This is a genomic window from Slackia heliotrinireducens DSM 20476 (genome assembly GCF_000023885.1).
In the GTDB taxonomy this organism is placed as follows: Bacteria; Actinomycetota; Coriobacteriia; order Coriobacteriales; family Eggerthellaceae; genus Slackia; species Slackia heliotrinireducens.
The window spans coordinates 3,142,048-3,165,038 of sequence record NC_013165.1 but is presented as its reverse complement, the minus strand read 5'-3'; the positions used below and the strand labels follow the sequence as shown (position 1 = coordinate 3,165,038).

The following is a 22,991-nucleotide window of genomic DNA, read 5'->3' as shown; positions in this document are numbered from 1 at the left end:
AGACTTTTCCACATTTTTGCAGAGTTATGCCCCGTTTAAAAGAGTTTTTCCACAGCGTCCTTGCCGAATTCGGTCAAACTCTTCATATGGCCGGTGGATTCGATAAGTCCGTATTCCTCAAGTTTGCCCAGCGAGCGATGCACCGTGCTGTTGCTCAGATCCAAACGCTTGACTATATCTGTTAGGCGAAGGCTTCCGTCGTGGGCCAGCAGGAACAGGATGTCCTTCTCCCTGCCGTTGAGCTCAGGTATAAGCACGTCCTTCTTCGGCACTGCTGCCGGCTTGGGCGTTTCCTCCTCGGCAACGCTGATGGTGATGACGGCACCCGACTTGAGGTTGTCTTCTATGGTGATGCGGCCGTTGGAGAACGACAGGTATTCGCGCACGATGGGCAGACCCGATCCGACGCCGCGGATGTATTGTTTCATCGGCGCCGTTGCGGACGAAAAACCAGGCATGACAGCCTTGTCTTTTTGGGAAATCCCTGGTCCCTGATCTGAAAAACGAATGGTTTTGCCTTTGTCGAAGATAGAGACGATGATTTCCTTGAACTGGGCGTGGATGAAGTTCTCGCTCACTTCCCTGATGACAGTGTAGGGAATGGTTCCGCCTGCCATCTGGGCCTGCGTGTAGGTGGTGGACGCCAGGGCCTCAATAAACTCCGCCGTAGTGGTGGGCTCGATCACCGTAATACGGGGGGCGCTCCTGAAGTCGTCGTAGCAAGCGATACGTGCAGACGTCAGCGCGCGGGAGTAGTCGTCCGCTACGCTCTGTTCGCTGATTTGTTCCATTTCTTCCGGCATCCGGAAAATTCCACCCTCGCCACGAAAATTAATTCCATCTTTTCCATCCGGTGGAATTCCACGTTTTTCAACTCCACTCGTAAGGAACGTATATTCTACGTGGAAATTCCAAGCCTTCCAACCTGAAATGGGAGGAAGGCGGAATATTTCACATTGTTTCACATCGGTGTTTCCAAGTTATCCACATTTTATTCAACGATTGTGGAAAACTCTGGAAAAGATGGAAAACCAAATGGGGAAAACTGGAAGAAATATTGGAAAAATCGAACGTGAAACATGGCAGCAAGGCGTTCAGCAGGGGTTCGATTGTGAAAAACGAGGAAATGTTCTCTTTTTCAACATAGGGTGGAAATACACTAGCCCAATCAACTGGGGAAACTTATAAAACACCAGGTCAAAAGCGTGAAAATAAAATAAGAAGATTCCGAAGATGTTTTCCGCCGCGTCTGAAAATTTCCGAAATCCACTTTCCACAAGGAAGTTGTCCACAGAGGACTCCCGAATAAATGCTGGGTTTTCCACCTTTTCCACAATGCTTCTTGTGAATATCCTTTCTGGTGTTGGAAAAACAAAACCCCATATGAGGGGCTTGTAAGAGTTGAGGAATACTTAAGAATTAGTCTTTACTTTTCCCTTGAGCGAGATATAATCAGACGGCTATTCTCAAGAATTGCGTATTCCTACCATGAAAGGGAGAGATAGATATGAAGCGTACGTATCAGCCTAACAAGCGTCATCGCGCCAAGACCCATGGCTTCCGTGCCCGTATGGCTACCAAGGGCGGCCGTGCCGTTCTCGCCGCTCGTCGTGCAAAGGGCCGCAAGCGCCTGACCGTGTAGTCAAGATCGGTTTCAAAGGTGAAATCGACGGTCAAATCGTCCGTTGAGGTGTCTCGTTTTTTTACCGACGGCAAGAAGGCGGTCACACCGTATGTCACCATATTCTTGATTGAACGTTCGCAGTACGACCATCCTCGTGGTCGTACTTGTGTAATGGCGGGTAAAAAACTCGGAAACGCAGTAACCCGCAATCGGGCAAAGCGCCGTATGAGAGCCCTTATTTCCGATCTCGGCGGCCCTTGGCCTGGTTATGACGTAGCATTCCTGGCACGTAATCGGGTGCTTACTGCAAACCACGAGGAAATGTGTAACGCATGCAAGAAGGCCTTGGCGAAGGTCGGTATTCAATAAACTGCTTCGCGATAATGCTCCGGGCGGTTATTAGGTGATACAGCATGGCTGACGTTGTTGCATCTTTAAAGAAGATGCCTGCGAACTTGGCGATTCTTTTGATTCGCTTCTATCGTGCTGCCATTTCTCCATTGTTTCCTTCTTGCTGCCGATACACCCCCACCTGCTCTCAATACGGAATCATTGCCATCAAACGGTTCGGTTTTCTCAAAGGTTCTTGGCTCACCATCAAACGCATTTCCAGGTGTCATCCTTGGCACGAGGGCGGATATGACCCTGTGCCTGAAAAAGATAGTGAAGGGAATTGATAATGTGGGAAGCATTTAAAGATTGGATATTCGACTGTATCCAATTCTTTGCGAACGTCTGCGGAGACTGGGGTCTTGCAATCATTATCATCACGGTGATTTTCCGTGTGATTGTCTCGCCCATCATGCATTCGCAGATCAAGTCGAGCTACCAAATGCAGAAGGTTCAGCCCCTGATGCAGGAAATCCAGACGAAGTATGCGAACGATCAGGCGCGCATGCAGGAGGAAATGCAGAAGCTGTACGCCGAGACGCATTTCAACCCACTTGCAGGCTGCTTGCCTATGTTCCTGCAGATGCCTATTTTCATAGCCATGTTCCAGACGCTGAGGGAACTGGCAAGCCACGGCACCGGTGAGGTTTACACCTTCTACACCATCGTCGAAGACCTTACCAAAACCCCGAAAGACATGTGGGCCGTCGGCTTCGGCGACTTCCTGCCGTATCTGGTCCTGATGCTGGTCTTCGCATTCGCAACCTTCGTTCCTATGATGCTGCAGAACATGAAGAGCGATTCTGCCCAGCGTAACCAGATGCTCATCATGGGCGGTATGATGACGCTGATGATGCTTTGGATTTCTTGGTCCTCCCCTGCCGGCGTTTTGCTCTTCTGGGGTGCATCTTCCATCATCGGCATTGCCCAGCAGCAGATTACCCAGCGCATCTTGCGTTCTCAGGATGAAGCAGCTGAGGCTGCAAAGCCCATCGAGTACAAGCCGGTGGAAGTCGACGTCGAGCGCAAGGTGAAGAAGAAGCGTCCGACCAAGAAGCGTTAATTGGTAATCATTACTCTATATAGATAGGAAGAACGATTATGTCTGAAGAAGATATCATCGAAGCGCCTGAAGAGATTGAGGACGACATGGAGGTCGTCGAAGACGCTAAGCCAAGTTACGGCAATCAGGTCGAACTGACCGAGGAAGAACTCGACCATGTGGCAGATGTCGCCATCGATGCCTTGCAGGGCATCTTGAAATACTTCGATGTGGGCGAAGTTACCATCGACGAGTACGAAGGCGACGAGCGTGAGCTGATCCTGGATATCACCGGAGACAACTTGGCTATCCTGATTGGCCGCCATGGCAAGACTCTGGATGCTCTGCAGTTCATCATTTCCGCCATCACTACCCGCGAACTCGGTTTCCGTTATCCCGTGGTGGTAGACGTCGAAGGCTATAAGAACCGTCAGCGTCAGAAGCTTGAGGGCGTGGCCCGTGCTTCGGCCAACCGTGCAGCTTCCCAAGGCAAGGTTGTGAAGCTGCGTCCTATGACCCCGTATGAGCGCCGCATCGTCCATATTGCGCTCCGCAACGACAGCCGTGTGGAAACCGCCTCCGAAGGTGAAGGAAGCGCTCGCCACGTTGTGGTCATCCCTCAGTAAGCTTCTCATTGCATACCTGATCTGTAAGAAGAGCCTTCGGGCTCTTCTTTTTTTGCTTGCGATTAATCCATCCCTGACGTCTACCCCAGGCGCATGCGCCCCGTGCTCAAACAGTCCTGCTTTGGCGAAACGTCCACTTGACATTTCGCGTCGTGCGGAACTGCACGCGGGACGCATGCGCCTGGGGTGGACTGGTGAGTCGTGGTAGCATCATCTTTTCGCTGCCCTACCTCCTTGGGATGCAGACATTCTCTAAACTCTCTTAAAGATGACCAAAGTGGCTAATGACTGTGGCGTAGGCTCTTGTATTGAGGTTGCCTTTGAGGTGTCTCCTCCATACTCCTTGATTGCTTCAATGCTGGGGCTTGCGTCTGTTGGGAGCGCTCTATTCCTACTTGGTTACCTTGGATGCGATTTGGGCGGTTATTTCAGTTGGCATCTATCTAATTCACTGTCTTTATCTGCCGGCGGAGACGTCGTTGCTATCAAATGCTCTGTCGTAACGAGAGACTGGAACTGGATTTGGGGTCGATATTCGTATCGCATTACGGTGTCTATGCTCTCCTATCTGTTCTTGCGGATACGGAACCTCCCTCATTTTAAAATCCATTGGCAGGCACGTTTGGATCTGCTCGGTACCCAATAACTAATTCGATGTGTTGCGAAGTAATGTATACAGCCCACGGTTCCGGGTGGATTTCATTCCGAAGGATGAACGTATCCCGTCGTCCCGATCGTTTCCAACCTCTTTGAACTCCATCGAGTCAAATCAATGGCTTGTATCTGAAGGAATTCCTTTGATGCCGAAGCTGTCATGGTGTCTACGAGCGTATTCCTCCAAACTTAAGAGTTCGTTTCCGTTCAAACTGTCTGATTAAGACCTCTCGACAAAGGTGGAGTCTGTGTCTTCGGGGCTTAAGGCACGTATGTTGTGGCCATTCGTAAAGGTAGTAATTTATGCTCACCGGAATCGAGCCAAGCATTCTTAAGCGCATTGTTTCTTCTCTCGATTCAGGTAGGTTCTCTGCCGATGGTCTTTCCATTCCGCCACCGAGAGGCGTTTGTGACGATTATGCCTAAGGCGTCTTTCAGGAAGGTTCTGAATTGAAATGCATCCATAGTCCATGGTTGAGTGCATGAAGGATATGCCCTTCCTTATTCAAAATAGCCATCCCGGATACTGACATCCTAAGTGTTGAGAAATATTCTTTTCGGATACCCGGAGTTCGAAATAGATTCCATTGCCCCAATCGCCTCTTTGTTAGGCATTGCATTCGTTCAGTTCCCCACCCATTTCGATACGACAGCGAAAGTTCGGGTATTCGTCGTATGAATCCGATGGTCTTAAACAGCAGGAGTTGGTAAAGTGGACGCAAGCAAATAATCGAAAGGACCAATGTGGGCAACCTCGCTACAACGATGCATGAGCATTATGACATCGAAATCTCGGAATCACAGGAACAGCTGTTGTTGGCTGATCTGGATGCGATTCTAAAAGTAAATAAGACAATGAATCTCACAAGGATTGATACATACGAAAGTGCTCTCATCCTCCATATAGAAGATAGTCTTGCAGGATTGCCTTTTATCAACGATGCTCCGCAAGGTAGGTACGCCGATATCGGAACCGGTGGCGGTTTCCCTGGCGTGCCTGTTGCCATTATGACGAATCGGGACACGCTTCTAGTGGATTCCGTCCAAAAGAAAGTCAAAGCCCTCATGGGTGTGGTTGATGGTTTGGGTCTTAATGCAAACATCGAAGGGTATCCCGGACGTGTGGAGGATCTCGCAAAGGACATGCCTGGGAAATTCGCTGTAGTAACCGCTCGGGCTGTCTCATCGCTTGCATCCCTTCTCGAACTCGTTTCTCCCCTTCTGAAAAAGCATGGCAGGTTTGTCTGCTACAAAGGCCAGCCTACCGAAGAAGAAATCAAAGCTGGGTTGGATATCCAAAATCTCGTCGGCATGAAACTGGTCGAAAAGAAGGAGTACCAACTGAGTGACGGGTCGCGACGAACCATATTGGTTTTCGAGAAGGTTTCGAATCCGAAGATCAAGCTCCCAAGGAGAATAGGGTTGGCGCAGAAGGAACCTTTGAAACCCAGACGATAGTATTCTTCACTGCAGGTTTTCAGAAATGGCAGACTCCATCACAGAGTCTGCCATTTCTCTTTCAGGTTGGTTTTCCTACCTATATATACATGGTGGAAAACAGCTGGATAAAGAAGTCAAAAGTTAATATTTTCAACAAGGTAATTTCCACAAGTGCAAGCGACTGGTCTGAAGTATTGTTTTGCCAAAAATTCCTGTATCAAGAATTTTTGGCAAAACACGTGGCGAGTGTGGTGCAGTATGGGGTGCCGGAGGGGAATTTTCTGAGCGTGGACAGTTGTCTTCTATTCCATCTTCAAACCGAATAGTGGAACTTACGCAATATCCGACGAAAAAGTATCGGCCGCCATTCCATTCGACAACACGGTATGTATAATGACTTGAAGCAAAGATGTTTCACGTGAAACACTCTTGATTCACCCGTGAAACGACATATGTATGCGTCCTCAGAACGAAAAATAGAAATGTAGCAAAGGAGGGCTTGTGGGACTATTCGATAGTTGGCGCCGCGCGTCGAAACAACAATCGCACAATTCCCAACAGGAACAAGCAAAAGAAGAAGAGAAGATAAAGGAAGAGGTCCCCTCTCCTGCTGCGAACCTGGAAGAGATTGAGGAAGAGCAGGATGTAACCATCGCTGCTTCCATCGAGGACGCCGAGGTCGTGGAACGTGATGTTTCACGTGAAACATTTGACGAGGAAGAGGGGTTCGTCGCTCAGCCGATCAAGAAGTATGCAGATAAGAAGCCTGTTAAGCATGCTATCGGAACGACGAAGATTATTGCAATCCTCAACCAGAAAGGCGGCGTGGGTAAATCCACGACGGCTATCAACCTTTCTGCTGCATTGGGAGAACTCGGCAAACAGGTTCTACTGGTCGATCTTGACCCCCAGGGCAATGCAACCAGCGGTCTTGGAATTGACAAAGGTCAGCTCGAAGCATGCATCTACGATGTTATCGTTAGCGAGCGCCCCATTACCGATGTGATTATTCCTGACGTGTGCGATGGTTTGGATATTGCTCCTTCGACCATCAACCTGGCCGGAGCGGAAGTCGAGCTGGTGTCGATGATGGCCCGTGAGGTACGACTGAAGGAAGCCATTGGTGAAATGCGCGGCAAGTATGATTACATTTTTATCGATTGCCCGCCGTCTTTGGGTCTTCTTACTGTGAATGCTCTTGTTGCTGCGGATAAGCTTCTTATCCCTATCCAGTGCGAGTTCTATGCGTTGGAGGGCGTTACGAAGCTGCTCGACTCCATGAAGCGCGTGAAGAACTACCTCAATCCGAGTTTGGATATCTTCGGAGTGCTGCTTACCATGTCCGACCGTCGAACGACATTGTCGAAGCAGGTTGCCAGCGAGGTTCGCAAGTATTTCCCCAAGACTGTGTTTGAAGTGGAAATTCCCCGTACCGTAAAGATTTCTGAGGCTCCGAGTTATGGAATGCCCATTACTCAATACGACCCGAATGGCAAGGGCGCACTTGCATATAAAACTTTGGCACAAGAGGTGATTCGTCGTGGCTAAGCAACAAAAACGTGGACTCGGACGTGGTCTCGGATCCTTGATGGGAAGCTATGACTCCCCCGCTCCGGCGGAGCGTCGAGCTGCAGAGCCTATTAAGACGAAAGAGGAGCCTAAGAACGAAGTTAAGCCTGCACCGGTCTCGGCACCCGCAGCCCCAGCGCGTCAGGTAATAAGCGAGAATGATTTTCTTGAAGAAGAGCGCGAGACGTTGCAGAACGAAAGCGGTATCAAAGCTAAAAACACTGGTGCTGCTTCCACTCCTGCTCCTGTTAAGCATGAAGAAAAGCATATCACCACTGATGATTTGCTGAACCTTGCGCGAGAGAGTGCCGCCCATGAGCAGAAAGCGACTGCAGAAGCTAAACCGCAGGAGGAAAAACCTGCTATGGTTGCAGCAAAGCCTGCTCCCGCGAAAGAAGCGCCCGTAAAAAAAGAAGTTAAAAAAGAAGTTAAAAAAGAAGAACCTAAAGAGCCTTCTGACGAAATTGCTGTCGACCGTATTGAACCGAATCCAAGTCAGCCTCGTACGGCGTTTCGGAATGAAGAGCTGGACGAGCTGTCTTCTTCTATCAAGAAAGATGGCCTGCTCCAGCCTATCCTGGTTCGTAAAATGGGTGACAAGTATCAGATCATCGCTGGTGAGCGTCGTTGGCAGGCAGCACAGCGTGCAGGGTTGAAGAAAGTACCTGTCCGCATCATTAAGGCCGACGATGACAAGGCTCTGGAGCTCGCCCTTATCGAGAACCTCCAACGTAGTGACTTGAATCCCATTGAGGAAGCTTATGGCTATAAGCGCATGATGGAGCGCGGCAATAAGACACAATCTGAGGTTGCCGCTGCTGTATCTAAAGGCCGTTCCACCATTGCAAATGCCTTACGTTTGCTTGAGCTTCCCGAAGATGCGCAGGAAATGCTGTATGAGGATAAGATCACTGCCGGTCATGCACGCGCTATTCTGTCCATCCCCTCTGACGAAGGTAAAAAGAAGCTGACTGACAAGCTGAAATCAGAAAAGCTTTCAGTTCGCGAAGCTGAAAACCTTGCTCGTTTGTATGCAGGTCGCCAGAAGACTAACACCTTGAAGACTAAAGTTCCTGTACCTGCGGTTTTCAAATCTACAGCAAAAGTTTTGACTAAGGCTTTCGGCACAAAAGTGCGCGTGAAGAGCAATGCCAATGGTAAGAATAAGATTGAAATCGAGTTTAAAGACGAGGCTGAACTCAAACGCATTCTTGAAATCATGAATCAGGACGGCGAATAGCTGACGGTTAGAATTACACGTCTATCGAAGGAGCGGTGTTAGAGCAGCATCGCTCCTTTGTATATGAAGGAGTTTGAAGCATGGATGTGTCCCAGTCGGGCATCAAAGCACTCTCCCAACAGCAGATTGTCGATTTGCTGGCCGAAATGGAACAACCAGCATTTAGGGCCAAGCAGCTGGTGCAATGGATATATGGTCGTGGTGCATCGACTTATGATGAAATGACTAACCTGTCAAAGGCTCTGCGACAGGAATTGAGCGAAAAAGCACCCCTTCGTACGGCGGAAATCATAGATAAGCAAGTATCCAAAGATGGTACCCGAAAATACGTAGTTCAATTCTACGACGGCGCCGCCGTTGAGATGGTCGCTATGCCTTACGAAGACCGTATGACCGTTTGTTTCTCCACCCAGGTTGGATGTCCGATGGCATGCTCGTTCTGCGCTACTGGTAAAGAAGGGTTTACTCGTAATCTGCTGCCTGGCGAAATGCTCGATCAGATTATCATTGCGGAAAAGGATATGAATCGGCGCGTCAGTAATCTGGTTGGTATGGGGCAGGGCGAGCCGCTTTTGAATTATGACAACGTCATGGCTGCTCTCAGGTTTGCGAACAGCAAAGATGGTCGTGGTATCGGTGCACGTCATATAACCATTTCTACCTGTGGCATTCTTAAAGGCATTGATGATTTCTCTCGTGAGAAGGAGCAGTTCACTTTGGCTGTATCGTTGCATTCCGCCATTCAGGAAACCCGTGACGAGTTGATGCCGAAAGTAGCAAACCAGCCGCTCTTCCGCCTAAAATCAGCGCTGCAGACCTATGTGAAGCGAACCGGCCGTAGGGCGACGCTCGAATATATTATGATTAACGGGTATAACGACGACGATGACCATCTGGATGCTTTGGTTGATTTCTGCGACGACCTGCTCTGCCATGTAAATCTGATTCCTTTGAACAATATTGAAGGTTCCCCTTGGCAACCGAGTTCCAAAAAGCAGACGCAGAAGTTCCTTAATGTTTTGAATGCTTCCGGTACTGAAGCAACCTTAAGGGATTCCCGAGGTGCCGATATTGATGGTGCTTGCGGACAGCTTAAGAATAAAAGAAAACAGTAGCGTCAAAGTACTGCTTCGGTGTGTTCTGATGATGCGCACGCTTTATGCAATGCCTTTACGGTATAGTTTATCGAACATGCTGGCATAGCAGCTGACGAGATGAACAAACCGCAGTTCACGGTTGTATGGAAGAGGAATACAAACATGGGATACTCAGGAAATCCTTCTGAATACAATGTCGCCGTTCTGTGTGGCGGCAAGAGTGGCGAACGCGAAGTTTCGCTCAACTCTGGCAAAGCGTGCGCCGAAGCCCTGGAAGCATCGGGTTTCGAGGTCACGCTGCTGGATACGGCAGAAAAGGCAGATTTGAAGCGCTTGATCGACGAGCCTTTTGACGTTGCGTTCCTGGCACTTCATGGTCGCGGTGGGGAAGACGGAACCATCCAGGGATTCCTGGAGACCGTTGGTATCCCGTATACAGGATCTGGAATCAATGCCAGTTCGGTTGCCATCAACAAATCCAAGGCGAAGGACGCCTACGCACAGGCTGGTCTGCGAGTTGCAGCTTCGATGACCATCAGCGAAGACGATATTCTGGATGAGAATTTGATTTCGGATATTGTCGAGACCTGCGGAATCCCGTGCGTTGTCAAGCCGACCACCGAAGGCAGCTCGCTTGGTATGACCATCGTGCGTGATGCGGCCGACATTGCAGAAGCCATCAAGACGGCGTTGGCTGTGGATGTCGAAGCTATGGTGGAGCAGTTCATCAGCGGTACTGAGTTGACCGTTGGCGTTATTGGCAACGACGATGCTGAGGCACTACCTGTTATTCAAATTGTCCCGACCGAGGACGAGTTCTATAACTACCATGCCAAGTATGCTGCCGGCGGAAGCCGTCACCTGTGTCCGGCTCCGGTTTCGCGCGATGTGACGGAGAACGCTCAGGAGATGGCTGTTGCGGCGCATATGGTGCTCGGTTGCCGTGGTGTGTCCAGGACAGACATCATTGTCGACGCCGATGACACCTGTTGGGTGCTTGAAACCAATACGATTCCTGGTATGACGGGCACGTCGTTGGTTCCGGATGCAGCAAAGGTTGCAGGTATGGATTTCCAACAACTCTGCGAAAAGCTGATTGCATTGGCTCTTGAGTAAAGGCTAAAAGAGCCCCAGAAGATGCAGGACGTAAATGGCGGCCAGCACCAGAAGGGCGATAAAAGCCCAGCTGATAATATAACATCCAAGATTACGGCTCCTCGCTTTGTCGAGGAGCTTGTCATGTAAGGTACGATGGTCTTTCACTATCATGGTATCGCTGCCGAATTTCGGAAGTGCGATTTTCTGAGTTGTAGTCCAGCTGGTAGGGTCAGCGATGGCCCGCTCCAGAGAATCGGAGTCTAGATCGGGGTTAGGTCGGAATCCTTCGCCCATACGCTTAGAGAAGGTTTTGAGGAACGCACCAATTTCATCTTCGTGCCTCGGGTTGTATGCGATTAGAGCAACTTCGCCCCAATAGTCGTTTTTGGATTTACCGACCGTCAAAGCTACAAAGCTGAGAACATACCGTATGGTCCAACCCTTCGCCTGATACACGGCAAGGTTGTAAGAGTCGGCGGGGGAGAAGTGACCGACCCGTATGCTGTACGGGTTTATTAGCCAGGCCTGCTGCCTGCCGTTGGCATCCTGATCCCATTCGATGGTTCCTATATCACCGATAGCGTTGTCCGGTCCTGAAAGGGCGGCTCCGTATTTTTTTCCATCTGTAAAGAACTTCAGATACGTGCCAAAATACACATCACGGGCGTTTAGCGATGTCATGGGAATCCTTTCATGACAGGCGTGAACAGTCGAAAGAAGGTTACGATACGAACATGACTTTGAACGACTATATCACTGATGGTACTCCTGAGGATATCCTCGGGCGGTACGCTGCGCTAAAGGAATATACCGAGTTGGCCGACTTCGGCATGCTCGACCGTAACCTTGTGGTTTTGGATACTGAGACCACTGGTTTGTCGTACAACCACGACGAGCTGACCCAGATTGCGGCGGCCCGTATGGAATGCGGTGAGATTACCGATTGGTTCGTTACCTTCGTTAACCCCGGTAAGCCCATTCCGGATGAGATTGTCCGCTTGACCAATATCCATGACGAAGATGTGGTTGATGCTCCAACGCCAGACGAGGCTCGCGCTCTGCTGGCTGAATTCATTGGCGACGCGTATGTCGTTGCTCATAACGCCGATTTCGACAAGCATTTCTGTACGAAATCGGAATCGGGGGAGTGCCTGAACCGCAACATATGGGTGGATTCCCTGGCATTGGCCCGTATTGCGCTGCCGCGTATGAAATCCCATAGGCTTATCGATCTGGTTCATGCCTTCGACGCGCCTATTTCCACACACCGTGCCGACGCTGATGTTGAGGCGCTGTGTGCTGTGTATCGCATTCTCCTTTCGGCGGTTGCGACCATGCCGCCGGATTTGGTGGAATACATAGCGAATCTGGCACCAAGGGAAGAATGGCCTACCGGTGTTGTGTTCGAGAATATCTCCAACTTGCAGCAGGCAATGCTTGAAGCTGAAGCCGAGCGAACCAATCAGAAGCGGGTTCATTACCCGTTCACTGTACGGGGAATGAGATCCTCTCGCTTCAGGGGGAAGAACCGGTCTTCAGAAAAGCCCGCGCCCGAACCTATCGACATCGTTGCTGCGGGGATGAATCCGGCGCTGGCCCGCAACACAACTCCGCTTGCGGATGACGGACCGAGACACTTGGAGTTCCCTTCTGTAACCGAGATAGACCAAGCCTTTTCTGTGGACGGTCTCATCGGCAGCATGTATGAGAACTACGAGCCGCGCATCGAGCAGAAGATCATGGCAGAAGAGGTTCTGAGCGCGTTCTCTACCAGCAACAACCTGGTGGTTGAGGCTGGCACGGGCGTCGGCAAGTCCATGGCGTATCTTGTTCCGGCTGCGGTTACGGCTCTTCGCAACAACATTCCTATTGGCATCGCAACCAAGACCAATGCGTTGCTCGATCAGCTTGTGTACAAGGAGCTTCCCATGCTGGCGAAGGCTCTTGAGGCCGAAGGTGCCGGCGAGCTGAAGCATGTTGCCTTAAAGGGGTTCAGCCATTACCCATGCCTACGCCGCATTTCTCATGTAGTGTCCGATGGTGCGCACATGGTTGAAATCGCCGGTCAGCAGTATTCGCAGGCGACATCCATTGCTGCTATCTTGTCATATATTGAGCAGACCGAATATGACGATATTGATGCATTAAAACTTGATTACCGTACACTGCCCAGGTATGCTATCACCACTTCGTCTCGCGAATGCCTGCGCAAGCGCTGCCCGTTCTTCGGGACCTATTGCTTCGTACATGGTGCGCGCCGGCAAGCGGAGCATGCCCATGTGGTGGTGACGAATCACGCTTTGTTCTTCCGGGATTTGGCTGCGGACGGAAATCTTCTGCCCCATGCGAAATTCTGGATTGTGGATGAGGCCCACGGTGCCGAAGCTGAGGCCCGCAAGGCGTTGGCCATCAATCTGGACGCGCAGGAGATGCTTCGGTTGGCCGGCCGTCTGACAACCGAAGATGCCAAGCGCAACGCATTCGTGCGCCTGGAGCGTCGCAAGCCTGTCGATTCCGGAACGCAGCCTGAGGCGTCCACATTGTTCTACTCGCTGACCGAGAAGGCCAAAAAGCGTGGGCGCGACTTCGGCGAGAAGGCAGAGATTCTGGCCAAACGTATGAAGGACCTGGTGAAGGTCGCACCGAAAGAAAACAACAAGAATTATGACACCTTCGAGGTGTGGATCAACGACGATATTCGCCTTACGCCCGAGTTCAAGGGATTGCAGGGGTACGGAAGAGATTTTGTCGACGCGGCTGAGAAACTGATCAGCAGTGGCAACGAGATTATCGCGTTCTTGGACGATATGGACGGCGTAGCTGAGAACCAGCGTGAAATTGCCAGCATCGTGATTGATGCGAAAAACATGCTGCAGGCGTGCGAGACCATCCTTGGTCCCGCGGACCTTCGCTATGTGTATTCCGCCCGTGTGTGCCGCAAGCCGGAGCGCGTGGCAGAATCTCTGGAGGCTCAGATCGTTGACATTGGTCAAGAGCTGGACGAAACGCTTTACGAACGTACGCAAAGCGTGGTATATGCCAGCGCCACCATTTCGATCAGCGACGATTTCCAGGCGTTCAACCAGGCATTGGGGCTGAATGCGTCCGAAGCGTCGCGCTCGAAGGAGTGCCTGCTGGGTTCGAGCTACGACTACAATCACCATATGCGGGTGTTTGTGCTGAACGACATGCCCGAGCCCAACAACGCCCGTTATATGGCGCGGCTTCAGGATATGCTGCTTCGCGCGCATCTGGCGCAGCAAGGGAGCATGCTTACTCTGTTCACGAACCGCCGCGAGATGGAACAATGCTTCGACGCCGTGAATCCCGAGTTGAAAGCCAACGACCTGCGGCTGGTCTGCCAGAAGTGGGGAGTGTCCGTCAAGGGACTTCGCGACGACTTTTTGGCTGACAAGCATCTGTCGCTGTTCGCGCTCAAAAGCTTTTGGGAGGGGTTCGATGCGCCGGGCGCCACGCTACGCGGTGTGATTATCCCCAAACTGCCTTTCGCGAAGCCGTCCGACCCTCTGTCGTGCGAGCGTTCGGCCCGCGACCGCAGTGCGTGGGCGCATTATGTTCTGCCCAAGGCGGTCATCGAGGTGAAACAGGCAGCTGGGCGTCTGATCAGGACCGCGACCGACGAAGGTGTGCTTATTCTGGCGGACCGCAGGCTTCTGACCAAAGGATACGGCAAATCGTTCCTCAACTCGCTGCCTTCGACGAACATAACCATGTGTTCCATCGACGAGTTGATTGAGCACCTACTGGACGAAAGCACACAGGCGGAGTAATCGGCTTGCATGGGAATATTTTCTAAAAAGAACAGCATGTCGAAGGACGTGTTCGGCGGGCTTCATGTGAAAGGTAGCACGAAGGGCACGTCCAACGAGCTTTCACTGTCCATTCTGGAAGAGCGATCGAGCCAGGCGAGCGAGAAAGGGGCCTCGCCTCGGACGATTCTTCCCAGCGACAGCCTGGGTTCGGGCGTTGAGGTGTTCACCGTGCCTGGAGACGCCCAGAGCTTGAACAGCGGAAAGAAGAAGGCCTCTTCGCCAGTTGCCGATTCGCGCACGTTGAACCTGTCCAGCGGTAGGGGAGGGGCCGCAGCTTCGTCTGCAGCCGCGCTGTCAAATGAAATAGCCCGGCGCAAACGCCGTCGCCACATACGCACGGCTATCATCTCTGTTGCGATTCTGGCGGTTGCGGCCCTTGTGGCTGGCTCAGGTTTTCTGTATGTGCAGAGCATGTACGACCAGCATGTCCGTAACCTTGACCTGCTGTCCACCAGTATGGATGAACTCGAAGCCGCCGACGCCACGGTGGTGGGTATGGACGAGGCCATTGCCAGTAAAGTGGACATTGAATCCGTCGATGATCTGCAAACCATTATAAACAGCATCCCAACTGCGGAAACGCACGTAAACGCGGCGCTTAGCTTTGCGACGGACGCCGATATAAACATGTGGGACTCCGAGGATAAGGAAGCCGCCGGCCAGGTGGAGAAGGCTGCCCAGGCCCGACTGGAGATGTTCGAATACGGCGGAATCATCCTGAAAGCGGACATCCGGACCGTTCAGGCCATGGAGGCGTTGGATGAATGCTGGGCCACGGTGCTTGCCGGCGAAGAGACCATGAAACAATCCGCCACACTGGTGGCGGATTCCACACCCGAGAACACCGAGCAATCCGAACAGCTGACCTACGAGGCCATCAGTACCTTCAACACGGCGCTCGACCAGCTGTCGGCGGTGCGGGACATCTACGACGTGGACGGGTTGGACGCCATCGAGTCTTACATATATAAGAGGATTGAAGAAAACGAGTATGCGCTGGCCAGCGATGCAGCCATATACATTCAAGACAAATCCACCGCCGACGAGCAGAACAAACTGTACAACCAGGCCGACGCAGAGGCGCTTGAGCTGCTGAAGAGTATTCCCGAAGATCCAAAAGACCTGATATTGGACGCGTATGACGAGGAGATGGAAGAACCTCGCAACGCTTATTACAACGCCCGTTCGTCCGCTGCTGCATCCGATGAGTTTTTGAGGGAGTACCTCGGTGCATCGGCGCAGACAGATTAGGTGTATACTAGGCGCAACTGTAGCAAGAAACGAAGCAAACGTAAGGCAACCATTATGAGCAACCCTATTGATCATGTAGCGTACCTGGCCGATGAAATCGGTCCCCGTCCCTACGGTACGGAGGAAGAGCAGCAAGGCGCGCTGTATATTGTCGAGCGCCTGCAGAAGGACGCACATCTTTCCGTCAATCTTGAAGATTTTAGCGCGAGCATCGAGGCCAACGCCTACAAGATGATCTGCTTTGGCGTGACGATCGTTGCCGCCATCGTGGCCATGATTGTTTCACGTGCCGAGCTGGTTGCTGCGATTCTGGCTCTTGCATCGTCGGCTCTCTATTTTTTGGAGATGTTCGACATCCCTGTGCTGTCGAGGTTCTTCAAGAAGGGCGTCAGCCAGAACGTGGTAGCGAAGTACGATCCGCCGCGTAGGGAAAACGCCGCTGGCACGCGCCGCCGCAAAGTCATTCTTACGGCTAACTACGACAGCGGCAAAGTGCGTCTTGATTACAACCGTGGCGTCATCCGTTTCCTGAAGCCGTTGCAACAGGCCACAGCCGTGTCGATGATCGCTGTTCCTGTGTTCATGCTGATTCGCGCCTTCTTCATCCACGGTCTTACCGGCACTGCAGCCGGTGTCGCCGATGTGTTCGAAGGCATCTTCTTGCTCTGCATCGCCATTTCGCTTGTTTTCCTGGTTGTTGAGAAGTTTGCTCCTTACAATGACGCCGCCAACGACAATGCGGCCGGCGTTGCGGTTCTGCTTGAAGTTGCCCGACGCCTGAGCGAAGGCCAGACCGACACGGCCGTTACCGAGCAGCGCGGCATCACCCATGACGAGGACACCCTTCGCGACGAGGGGCTTATTCCGCAGGATGCCACCATCGTGTATGAGGACGACGATCCCGATGCGTACGTGAAGGATGCCCAGCAGCCCATGTATGACATCGCGGGCAACCTGGTCCGCGTCGACCGCGACAACATGGATGAACAGCTGAGTGCTGCCCAGGCCGCAGCCGCTGGTTCTACCACAGCTTTCGCTCCTGTTTCACAGGAAACATTCGAGGAGCTTCGTTCCGCCGTGGACGCCGGCAGCGTCGAGGATATGATCGACAAGGAAACCGCTCTTGATGCCGTGGCTCCTGTTCAGCCCGCTCCCGCTCCGGTTGCGCAGCCTGCCGAGTCTGCGCCTGTGGTGAAGGAAGCTTCTGCAGAGGGCGTTTCTGCCGAAGAGCCCGCAGCCGAACCGGTGGTCGAGCCTGAGGTTGTAGAAGACGATGCGAACGTTCCCGCGTGGTACAAGAAGGCCATGCAGCGCGCCCGCAAAGACGAGCAAGCCGCTCCTGAAACCACGCAGCGTTCCCGCTATGCCGACTATCCGACGGTTCCCGCAGCTGCATTTGGCGCAGCTGCCGAAGCCTCTGCGGTTGCCGCGCCCGAGCCGGAGCCCGAGCCCGCGCCCGAACCGGTTGCCGAGGTCGAAGCTGTTGCTGAGCCTGTTGTGGTTGAAGAACAGCCGGCCGCAGTTGAGCCTGTGATCGAGTCTGTTGCTGAGCCGGCACCTGAACCCGAACCAGAACCTGTGGTGGAACCTGAGTTTGAGCCGGTTGTCATGTCGGATACCGAACCTGAACCTGAACCCGAGCCTGAGCCGGAACCTGAACCCGAGCCCGAGCCGGAACCGGAACCCGAACCCGAACCTGAACCTGAAATTGACTCGTCGAAGGCCGTCACGCAGCCTCTGCCATTCTTGACCCAGGCTGACAAGCGTACCAAGGACCGTATTCTGGTCGATAGCACCGAGGCTCAGGCCACGATCATGATGCCCCCCATCAACGCCGATGCGGCCCGTGCCGATACGGCCCGCACCTTCGATATTCCGTCCATTTCTTACGGCGGGAAGACCGAAGCGATCGATCCGGCCCAGCTGCAGCAGCGCGCGCCGCTGGCCGAAGTCAACGAGCAGCAGGGTAAAGAAGCCGCCAAGAAGCTGTTGGCGACCACGTTGCCTTCCATCGAAGATGACCCCGACAAGGACGAGTCGTCTGGCCAGACGAACACGAATGTCAGCCTGACAGGTTCGTTCTCGGCCATTGCAGCTACGGGTGCCGCAACGTCGGTCGGTGATGAGCTGCTTGCCGATGTTGACCCTGATGACATCTTTATCGACGATGCCGACGACTCCATCTTCGACGAGGAATTCACCGAGACCGGTGCCTTCGCAGGCAAGGGCTACGTCGATATGCCTCAGTCTCGCTTGGGCCGTTTCTTCAACCGCTTCCGCCGCAAGGACAAGAAAGAAGAAGAATCCGCGCATGACTGGTTGGGCGTCGACGATGATTTCGACGCACGCAAGGTCGGTAAGGAGCGTGGCGGTTGGGAAAGCTTCCGCGAGGATGATGATGAGTGGCTCGGCGGTGCGTTCGACGGCATTCGCGACCGTCTGTCTGGCGGCGGCGAAGACCGCACCGTGGGTGGCCAGGACCGCCACGTGCGTAAGAGCATCGCTTCGCCTTTCGAGGGCCTGCCGCTGCATATGGACGAAACTGCCGATCAGGTATATGCCTTTGCGGGCGCAGACCAGGTGACCACCGAGGTGTGGTTCGTGGCTCTGGGCTCGCAGGGCAGCGACCAAGCCGGCATCAAAGCCTTTATGGCCGAACATGCCGATGATATGCGTGGCGCCATTGTTGTGAACCTCGAGGCGTTGGGCGACGGCGACACCTGCTATCTTGAGAGCGAAGGCGAAATCTTCCAGCGTCCCGCTGCGAGCCGCGTGAAACGGTTCGTTCGCCAGGCCGCACAGCGTACGGGAGTGAATGTGCATTCCGCCAAGATTGATTGGCGTGAATCCGCTGCGAGCTATGCCTTGAAGCATAACCTTCCTGCCATCACCTTGGTTGGTATGGATGGCGACAAGCCGGCTGGCCTGGGCGAAGCAGGCGACACGCTTGAAGGCGTGAATCCCCAGAAGCTGGAGGAAAGCGCCAACTTCGTCATTGAGGTTCTGAAGAACGTCTAGTTCGAGATGACAACCGTTTTATAAAGGGTGCCTACGGGCACCCTTTTGTATCCGTACAATGTATAGTTGTGAAATAGCAGGTGAAAGTATTTATAGAAATATATAGATTAATAAAACGGAGCTATTTTCTACACAAACTTAACCGTTACCATAATAATGCTGATGGATGGGGTATCATAAGCAAACAGTAACGGCCCAAGGCCGCAACCGCACATGTCAGAAAGAGATATGGAGGCAACCAAGATGGCCATTGAAGCGTACTGCGTGAAGTGCAAGACCAAGAAGGAGATGCAGAATCCGGTCGAGAGCACTACAAAGAACGGCAAGCCTATCACGAAGGGCACCTGCCCTGACTGCGGTACCACCATTTGTCGTATCGGCGCTATCAAGAAGTAGCGCCGCTCAAGCACGTTGATTTTGAAACCCGCGCCATGCGGGTTTCTTTATATGGAACGCAACGTGCGTCTCGTAGGTGCCAGCACGATCTTGGTTGTTGTTTACTCTGGGTTTATCGTGTGTGGGGGAGGCAAACCCGAATGAAAACCTTCCGGACTACGGTAACTGTGCTAAGATTCTGACTTACGCGGGTGTCGCCAAGTGGTAAGGCACGAGCTTCCCAAGCTCGCATTCGCGGGTTCGAGTCCCGTCACCCGCTCCATCGTGAATCAGAGCGGTCTCCATCAACGGAGGCCGCTCTTTTTGTGTCAGTAGGGACGTTTCCAATTGACACAATGCTTCCGATTTTTATGTGACAGTAGTAAACGTCCCTACTGACACATTCGGACATCCCGACGACTGTCTCTTGCTAAATGTGTAGAAAATATGTAGACCATGTTTAGGGACAGACGAAGCCGGATGAGGGGAGTATCCTCACTCCACCCGTTGAAGCCCTTTCAATAGGGCTCCTTGTTAAATCGTATCTACAACTTTCGAGACACGTTTTATTCGCCTCAGTTCTAAACAATTGCATAGTGGAGGATGAGAGCAGTGCATTCGTGCGCTCTCATGCCCCTTGCGGCAGCGTGATTCGTGTGGCCGATTGCTGGTCTACGGCTTGCGCCGCTGTTGTGCCCCTGTGGGTTTGCATCTTGAAAACTGAATACAGGGCAACCGGTTGCTGCGCCCTTGAAGGGGAGGGTCCGGCACGAATCGGAACCGATCCGATGCGGTTGCCATGAACCTTACCCCGGCATGTCTTCCGCACCTAAGACGCGAACGTATGAGGTGCAGTGCGGAGCCCGAACATGGTGACGTTCGCACCGATTCGCTTGGCGCGTTATCCAAGCAACAGCATGTATCTCCTGATCAGAAGCTTAATCCATAACGAAACGAACCCCAGCGACGAACGAAGACCTCGAACGAGAGACAAGGAACCGAATATGAACATCTCGTCAGCCGATACGCCTAACATCATCAAGGAGTCCAACCGCGGCTACGACACCTTCCGCATCGTCGACAAGATGTTGGCCGACCGCGAAATCGCCTGCATCGGCCCCATCGACGCAGCCCAGACTGACTCGCTGTGCCTCCAGCTTCGCTACCTGCAGAAAGAAGACCCCGCCGCCGAAATCACCATCTTCTTCAACAGTCCTGGCGGCGAGGTGCAAAGCGGACTGGCCATTTACGACACGATGCGCGCCGTGAGCTGTCCCGTCCGCACCGTCTGCTTGGGGATGGCGGGCAGCATGGCCGCGTTGCTCTTCATCTCCGGCGACCAGCGCGACATGCTGCCGCATTCCCGCGTGATGATTCACGATCCGCTCCTACAAGGTGGCGTAAGCGGTAGCGCCCTGGAGGTAAAAACCATTGCCGACAACCTCATGCGCACCCGCGACATCACGGCTGAGATCATAGCCGAGCACACGGGCAAAACCATCGACGAGGTGTTGGAAACCACCGCTCACGATGCGTATTTCGAGGCGGAAGAGGCGGTGGCATACGGCTTGGCTGACCGCGTCATCAGGACCTTCTAACCGAGAGGGGCGCCTTTAACCCTGGCGCAATTACCTGAACTTTCCCAATCGGTTAGAGAAAGGATCTCGCATGATCAAACATATCGAAGCCTCCGCCAATCGGCCGGCCCAATCTTTCGGCGAGCGCATTCTCGCCCAAGGCGAAACCGTGTCCAACGACACCCGCGCCACGCACCTGAACAACAACGACCTGATTGTCGGGCCCACCGGTTCCGGCAAGACCCGCTACTACGTGAAGCCCAATCTGCTCCAGATGACGGAATCCATCATCGTGACCGACACCAAAGGCAGCTTGCTTTGCGAGGTGGGGCCGGCCTTGTCCGCGGCTGGATACCGCGTCATCAACATCGACTTCACCAACGAAGGTAGCAACTGCGGCTACAACCCGCTGGACTACGTCCGCTACGACAAGAAGACCAAACGTCCGAATGAACAGGATATTCAGAAAATCAGTGCGGCGCTTACGCCTTTTGAAGATGAGCGCCAGCCGTTTTGGGACCTGGCCGCCCGTAATCTGCTGAACTGCTTCATCGGGTGTGTGGTCGAACGCCTGCGTCCCGAAGAGCGCACGCTGGAATACGTGATGAAGATGCTGGAAGGCACCAGCGCCCGCGAGCACACGTATGATCCGCAGGGTCGCACTGAGCTGATGCTCGACGAGAATTCCAAGCGGTATCCCAACAGCTACACCGCGCGCAAGTGGAACTCTTTCCGTCCGACCGTTGGCGCACCGCAAATGTACGCAAGCATTCTTGGCATCCTTTCCGAAAAGCTCGATCCGTACACCACCGGTGCCGCAATCGAAATGTTTTCCCGCAAGGAGCGCATCGACTTCACGTCCCTAGGCCGTGAGAAAACGGCGGTATTCCTTACCGTCAGCGACACGGACCGCTCCATGGACCGCATGGTGAACCTGTTCTACACCCAGGCCCTGCAGGCGCTGTGCGACTATGCGGATAGGGAATGCCCCGGTTTCGCGCTGCCGGTTCCAGTGCGCATGTATCTGGACGACTTCGCCACGAACTGCGTGATTCCCGATTTCGACAACATCATATCGGTCATCCGGTCCCGCAACATAGCGGTGAGCATCGTGCTTCAATCCATCACGCAGCTGGAAACCATGTATTCCCACGCTCAGGCGACCACTATCCTGAACGGCTGCGACCACCTGTTGTACCTGGGCGGACAGGATGTGGAAACCGCCGAGCTTATCGCCAAAAAAGCCCATCGCACGCTGGAAACCATTCTCGACATGCCCCTCGACCACGCCTGGCTTTTCGAACGCGGACGTCGCGGCAAACAGGTGCATCGTTACGAGCTGAAGGAGCATCCGCGCTACCACAGCCTTGTCGAGGCCTATGCATCCAGCGAAGCGGATCCGGCGCAAGACGCTCGGCTGTGTGCGTAACCACATAGCGTTTTATCTGTTGCAAGCCGTGTGGGTGGACGTCCGTCGGTCCACCCACCTCGAGAAAGGAGCCATATGGAATCCGAACATACCGGCCTGGATACCTGGGAGCTGCTTCCCGAAACGGCCGAACCCGACGAATCTTTCGAAACGAAGCAACTGCGGAATTTCATCAAAGGCATCGGACCGCAAGCATCCGAAGGCGTGCCCTTCGACGATTTGGTTCGAAGTGTGGAGAAGGCACGCGCCTCCGGGTGTGGCACGCGGGCATCCGCGGCGCCGAACAAGCTGATCAAACCCCGAATGGAACCGCTGATGGAGCTGGTCGGCGTCATCGCGTCATTTAACGACGTGACAGGCGCTTACGGTCGCGATGGCTTCGTCAATCCTGGGCTCGTGTTTACCGCCAATGCGGAACGCGGCCTGTACGACGACATGTCAGATGAGGAATATTCCCAGGCCTTGGACGCAACAGAGGAGTTCGCCGTGCTTTGGGAAGGCGAGCGCGCGAGGGACGGTGTCCATCTTGCCTGCAACGCCCTGCTGTATGCGGTGTTCAACGATCCAGCTTTGTTCAACAGGGCCTATTACAAGGCCGTAGAGCGCTTGCAGTATTACAGGAACCAGTCAAAAGCTTCCTCTGGCGAGTTCGTCGGTTAGGTTCGTCTTTGCGAAGTTTCCTCAGATGGAACGTCTAGAATGCCTCGCATGATTTCGTCAAGAGCCGC

19 protein-coding genes and 1 tRNA gene are annotated in these 22,991 nt (G+C 53.2%); 18 read left to right on the top strand and 2 right to left on the bottom strand.

All coding sequences use genetic code 11. The features are described from left to right. Positions 1-35 precede the first annotated feature (35 nt). Positions 36-791: an ATP-binding protein gene (locus tag SHEL_RS14050; RefSeq protein ID WP_126513848.1), complete on the bottom strand. Its 756-nt coding sequence runs from the start codon at positions 789-791 to the stop codon at positions 36-38. Between the two features lie 716 nt (positions 792-1,507). Here SHEL_RS14050 and rpmH point away from each other — a divergent pair. The 10 genes from rpmH (at position 1,508) to SHEL_RS14005 (ending at position 10,798) form a co-directional block, all read left to right on the top strand. Further along, entirely contained in the window at positions 1,508-1,642 is a 135-nt protein-coding gene (gene rpmH / locus SHEL_RS14040; RefSeq protein WP_012799935.1) for a 50S ribosomal protein L34, read from the top strand. A gap of 18 nt (positions 1,643-1,660) precedes the next feature. Further along, complete coding sequence (gene rnpA, locus SHEL_RS14985) at positions 1,661-1,993, top strand: ribonuclease P protein component (protein ID WP_083762399.1); 333 nt, start codon at positions 1,661-1,663, stop codon at positions 1,991-1,993. A gap of 44 nt (positions 1,994-2,037) precedes the next feature. After that, positions 2,038-2,301 carry a membrane protein insertion efficiency factor YidD gene (yidD, locus tag SHEL_RS14980; protein WP_083762398.1) on the top strand — a complete coding sequence of 88 codons (264 nt, stop codon included), beginning with the start codon at positions 2,038-2,040 and terminating at the stop codon, positions 2,299-2,301. A 2-nt stretch (positions 2,302-2,303) separates the two neighbouring features. Next, the gene (locus SHEL_RS14035; RefSeq protein ID WP_012799933.1) at positions 2,304-3,077 is read left to right on the top strand and encodes a YidC/Oxa1 family membrane protein insertase; all 774 of its coding nucleotides are present in this window, start codon (positions 2,304-2,306) and stop codon (positions 3,075-3,077) included. 38 nt (positions 3,078-3,115) lie between these two features. Then, positions 3,116-3,682: a Jag family protein gene (locus SHEL_RS14030; RefSeq protein WP_012799932.1), complete on the top strand. Its 567-nt coding sequence runs from the start codon at positions 3,116-3,118 to the stop codon at positions 3,680-3,682. 1,398 nt (positions 3,683-5,080) lie between these two features. Beyond that, positions 5,081-5,794 carry a 16S rRNA (guanine(527)-N(7))-methyltransferase RsmG gene (gene rsmG, locus SHEL_RS14025; RefSeq protein WP_012799931.1) on the top strand — a complete coding sequence of 238 codons (714 nt, stop codon included), beginning with the start codon at positions 5,081-5,083 and terminating at the stop codon, positions 5,792-5,794. Between the two features lie 483 nt (positions 5,795-6,277). After that, positions 6,278-7,324, top strand: coding sequence for a ParA family protein (locus tag SHEL_RS14020; protein ID WP_012799930.1), 1,047 nt, complete (start codon positions 6,278-6,280; stop codon positions 7,322-7,324). Then, complete coding sequence (locus SHEL_RS14975; protein ID WP_012799929.1) at positions 7,317-8,585, top strand: ParB/RepB/Spo0J family partition protein; 1,269 nt, start codon at positions 7,317-7,319, stop codon at positions 8,583-8,585. Before SHEL_RS14020 ends, SHEL_RS14975 begins: the two co-directional genes overlap by 8 nt. An 80-nt stretch (positions 8,586-8,665) precedes the next feature. Beyond that, positions 8,666-9,700 (top strand): dual-specificity RNA methyltransferase RlmN, encoded by a 1,035-nt coding sequence (rlmN, locus tag SHEL_RS14010; protein ID WP_012799928.1) that lies wholly within the window; start codon positions 8,666-8,668, stop codon positions 9,698-9,700. Positions 9,701-9,844: 144 nt separating this feature from the next. After that, a complete protein-coding gene (locus SHEL_RS14005) occupies positions 9,845-10,798 on the top strand; it encodes a D-alanine--D-alanine ligase family protein (RefSeq protein ID WP_012799927.1) in 954 nt (317 codons plus the stop codon). Between the two features lie 3 nt (positions 10,799-10,801). Here the strand turns inward: SHEL_RS14005 and SHEL_RS14000 are convergent, their stop codons facing one another. Then, the gene (locus SHEL_RS14000) at positions 10,802-11,461 is read right to left on the bottom strand and encodes a hypothetical protein (protein WP_012799926.1); all 660 of its coding nucleotides are present in this window, start codon (positions 11,459-11,461) and stop codon (positions 10,802-10,804) included. A 53-nt stretch (positions 11,462-11,514) separates the two neighbouring features. Between SHEL_RS14000 and SHEL_RS13995 the strand changes: the two genes are divergently transcribed. The 8 genes from SHEL_RS13995 to SHEL_RS13960 all read left to right on the top strand — a co-directional run bounded on the left by SHEL_RS13995 (position 11,515) and on the right by SHEL_RS13960 (position 22,923). Then, positions 11,515-14,571, top strand: coding sequence for a helicase C-terminal domain-containing protein (locus SHEL_RS13995; RefSeq protein WP_012799925.1), 3,057 nt, complete (start codon positions 11,515-11,517; stop codon positions 14,569-14,571). A 36-nt stretch (positions 14,572-14,607) separates the two neighbouring features. Next, positions 14,608-15,864: a hypothetical protein gene (locus SHEL_RS13990; RefSeq protein ID WP_012799924.1), complete on the top strand. Its 1,257-nt coding sequence runs from the start codon at positions 14,608-14,610 to the stop codon at positions 15,862-15,864. 54 nt (positions 15,865-15,918) lie between these two features. Beyond that, positions 15,919-18,882, top strand: a complete 2,964-nt coding sequence (locus tag SHEL_RS15170; protein ID WP_012799923.1) for a hypothetical protein — start codon at positions 15,919-15,921, stop codon at positions 18,880-18,882. A gap of 243 nt (positions 18,883-19,125) precedes the next feature. Beyond that, positions 19,126-19,278: a DUF5679 domain-containing protein gene (locus tag SHEL_RS15165; protein WP_050749678.1), complete on the top strand. Its 153-nt coding sequence runs from the start codon at positions 19,126-19,128 to the stop codon at positions 19,276-19,278. A 187-nt stretch (positions 19,279-19,465) separates the two neighbouring features. After that, positions 19,466-19,540: transfer RNA gene (locus SHEL_RS13975), tRNA-Gly, on the top strand. A 721-nt stretch (positions 19,541-20,261) separates the two neighbouring features. Then, on the top strand, positions 20,262-20,855 hold the full coding sequence (locus SHEL_RS13970) for a ClpP family protease (protein WP_012799921.1): 594 nt from the start codon (positions 20,262-20,264) through the stop codon (positions 20,853-20,855). Between the two features lie 70 nt (positions 20,856-20,925). After that, complete coding sequence (locus SHEL_RS13965) at positions 20,926-22,263, top strand: VirD4-like conjugal transfer protein, CD1115 family (protein WP_012799920.1); 1,338 nt, start codon at positions 20,926-20,928, stop codon at positions 22,261-22,263. Between the two features lie 75 nt (positions 22,264-22,338). Next, positions 22,339-22,923 (top strand): hypothetical protein, encoded by a 585-nt coding sequence (locus SHEL_RS13960; RefSeq protein WP_012799919.1) that lies wholly within the window; start codon positions 22,339-22,341, stop codon positions 22,921-22,923. Positions 22,924-22,991 lie beyond the last annotated feature (68 nt).

Excerpts from the sequence above, each read along its gene's own strand:
- SHEL_RS14050 (WP_126513848.1), bottom strand. The coding sequence starts at position 791 with ATGGAACAAATCAGCGAACAGAGCGTAGCGGACGACTACTCCCGCGCG.
- rpmH (WP_012799935.1), top strand. The coding sequence starts at position 1,508 with ATGAAGCGTACGTATCAGCCTAACAAGCGTCATCGCGCCAAGACCCAT.
- yidD (WP_083762398.1), top strand. The coding sequence starts at position 2,038 with ATGGCTGACGTTGTTGCATCTTTAAAGAAGATGCCTGCGAACTTGGCG.
- SHEL_RS14035 (WP_012799933.1), top strand. The coding sequence starts at position 2,304 with ATGTGGGAAGCATTTAAAGATTGGATATTCGACTGTATCCAATTCTTT.
- SHEL_RS14030 (WP_012799932.1), top strand. The coding sequence starts at position 3,116 with ATGTCTGAAGAAGATATCATCGAAGCGCCTGAAGAGATTGAGGACGAC.
- rlmN (WP_012799928.1), top strand. The coding sequence starts at position 8,666 with ATGGATGTGTCCCAGTCGGGCATCAAAGCACTCTCCCAACAGCAGATT.
- SHEL_RS14005 (WP_012799927.1), top strand. The coding sequence starts at position 9,845 with ATGGGATACTCAGGAAATCCTTCTGAATACAATGTCGCCGTTCTGTGT.
- SHEL_RS14000 (WP_012799926.1), bottom strand. The coding sequence starts at position 11,461 with ATGACATCGCTAAACGCCCGTGATGTGTATTTTGGCACGTATCTGAAG.
- SHEL_RS13995 (WP_012799925.1), top strand. The coding sequence starts at position 11,515 with ATGACTTTGAACGACTATATCACTGATGGTACTCCTGAGGATATCCTC.
- SHEL_RS13990 (WP_012799924.1), top strand. The coding sequence starts at position 14,608 with ATGTCGAAGGACGTGTTCGGCGGGCTTCATGTGAAAGGTAGCACGAAG.
- SHEL_RS15170 (WP_012799923.1), top strand. The coding sequence starts at position 15,919 with ATGAGCAACCCTATTGATCATGTAGCGTACCTGGCCGATGAAATCGGT.
- SHEL_RS15165 (WP_050749678.1), top strand. The coding sequence starts at position 19,126 with ATGGCCATTGAAGCGTACTGCGTGAAGTGCAAGACCAAGAAGGAGATG.
- SHEL_RS13970 (WP_012799921.1), top strand. The coding sequence starts at position 20,262 with ATGAACATCTCGTCAGCCGATACGCCTAACATCATCAAGGAGTCCAAC.
- SHEL_RS13965 (WP_012799920.1), top strand. The coding sequence starts at position 20,926 with ATGATCAAACATATCGAAGCCTCCGCCAATCGGCCGGCCCAATCTTTC.
- SHEL_RS13960 (WP_012799919.1), top strand. The coding sequence starts at position 22,339 with ATGGAATCCGAACATACCGGCCTGGATACCTGGGAGCTGCTTCCCGAA.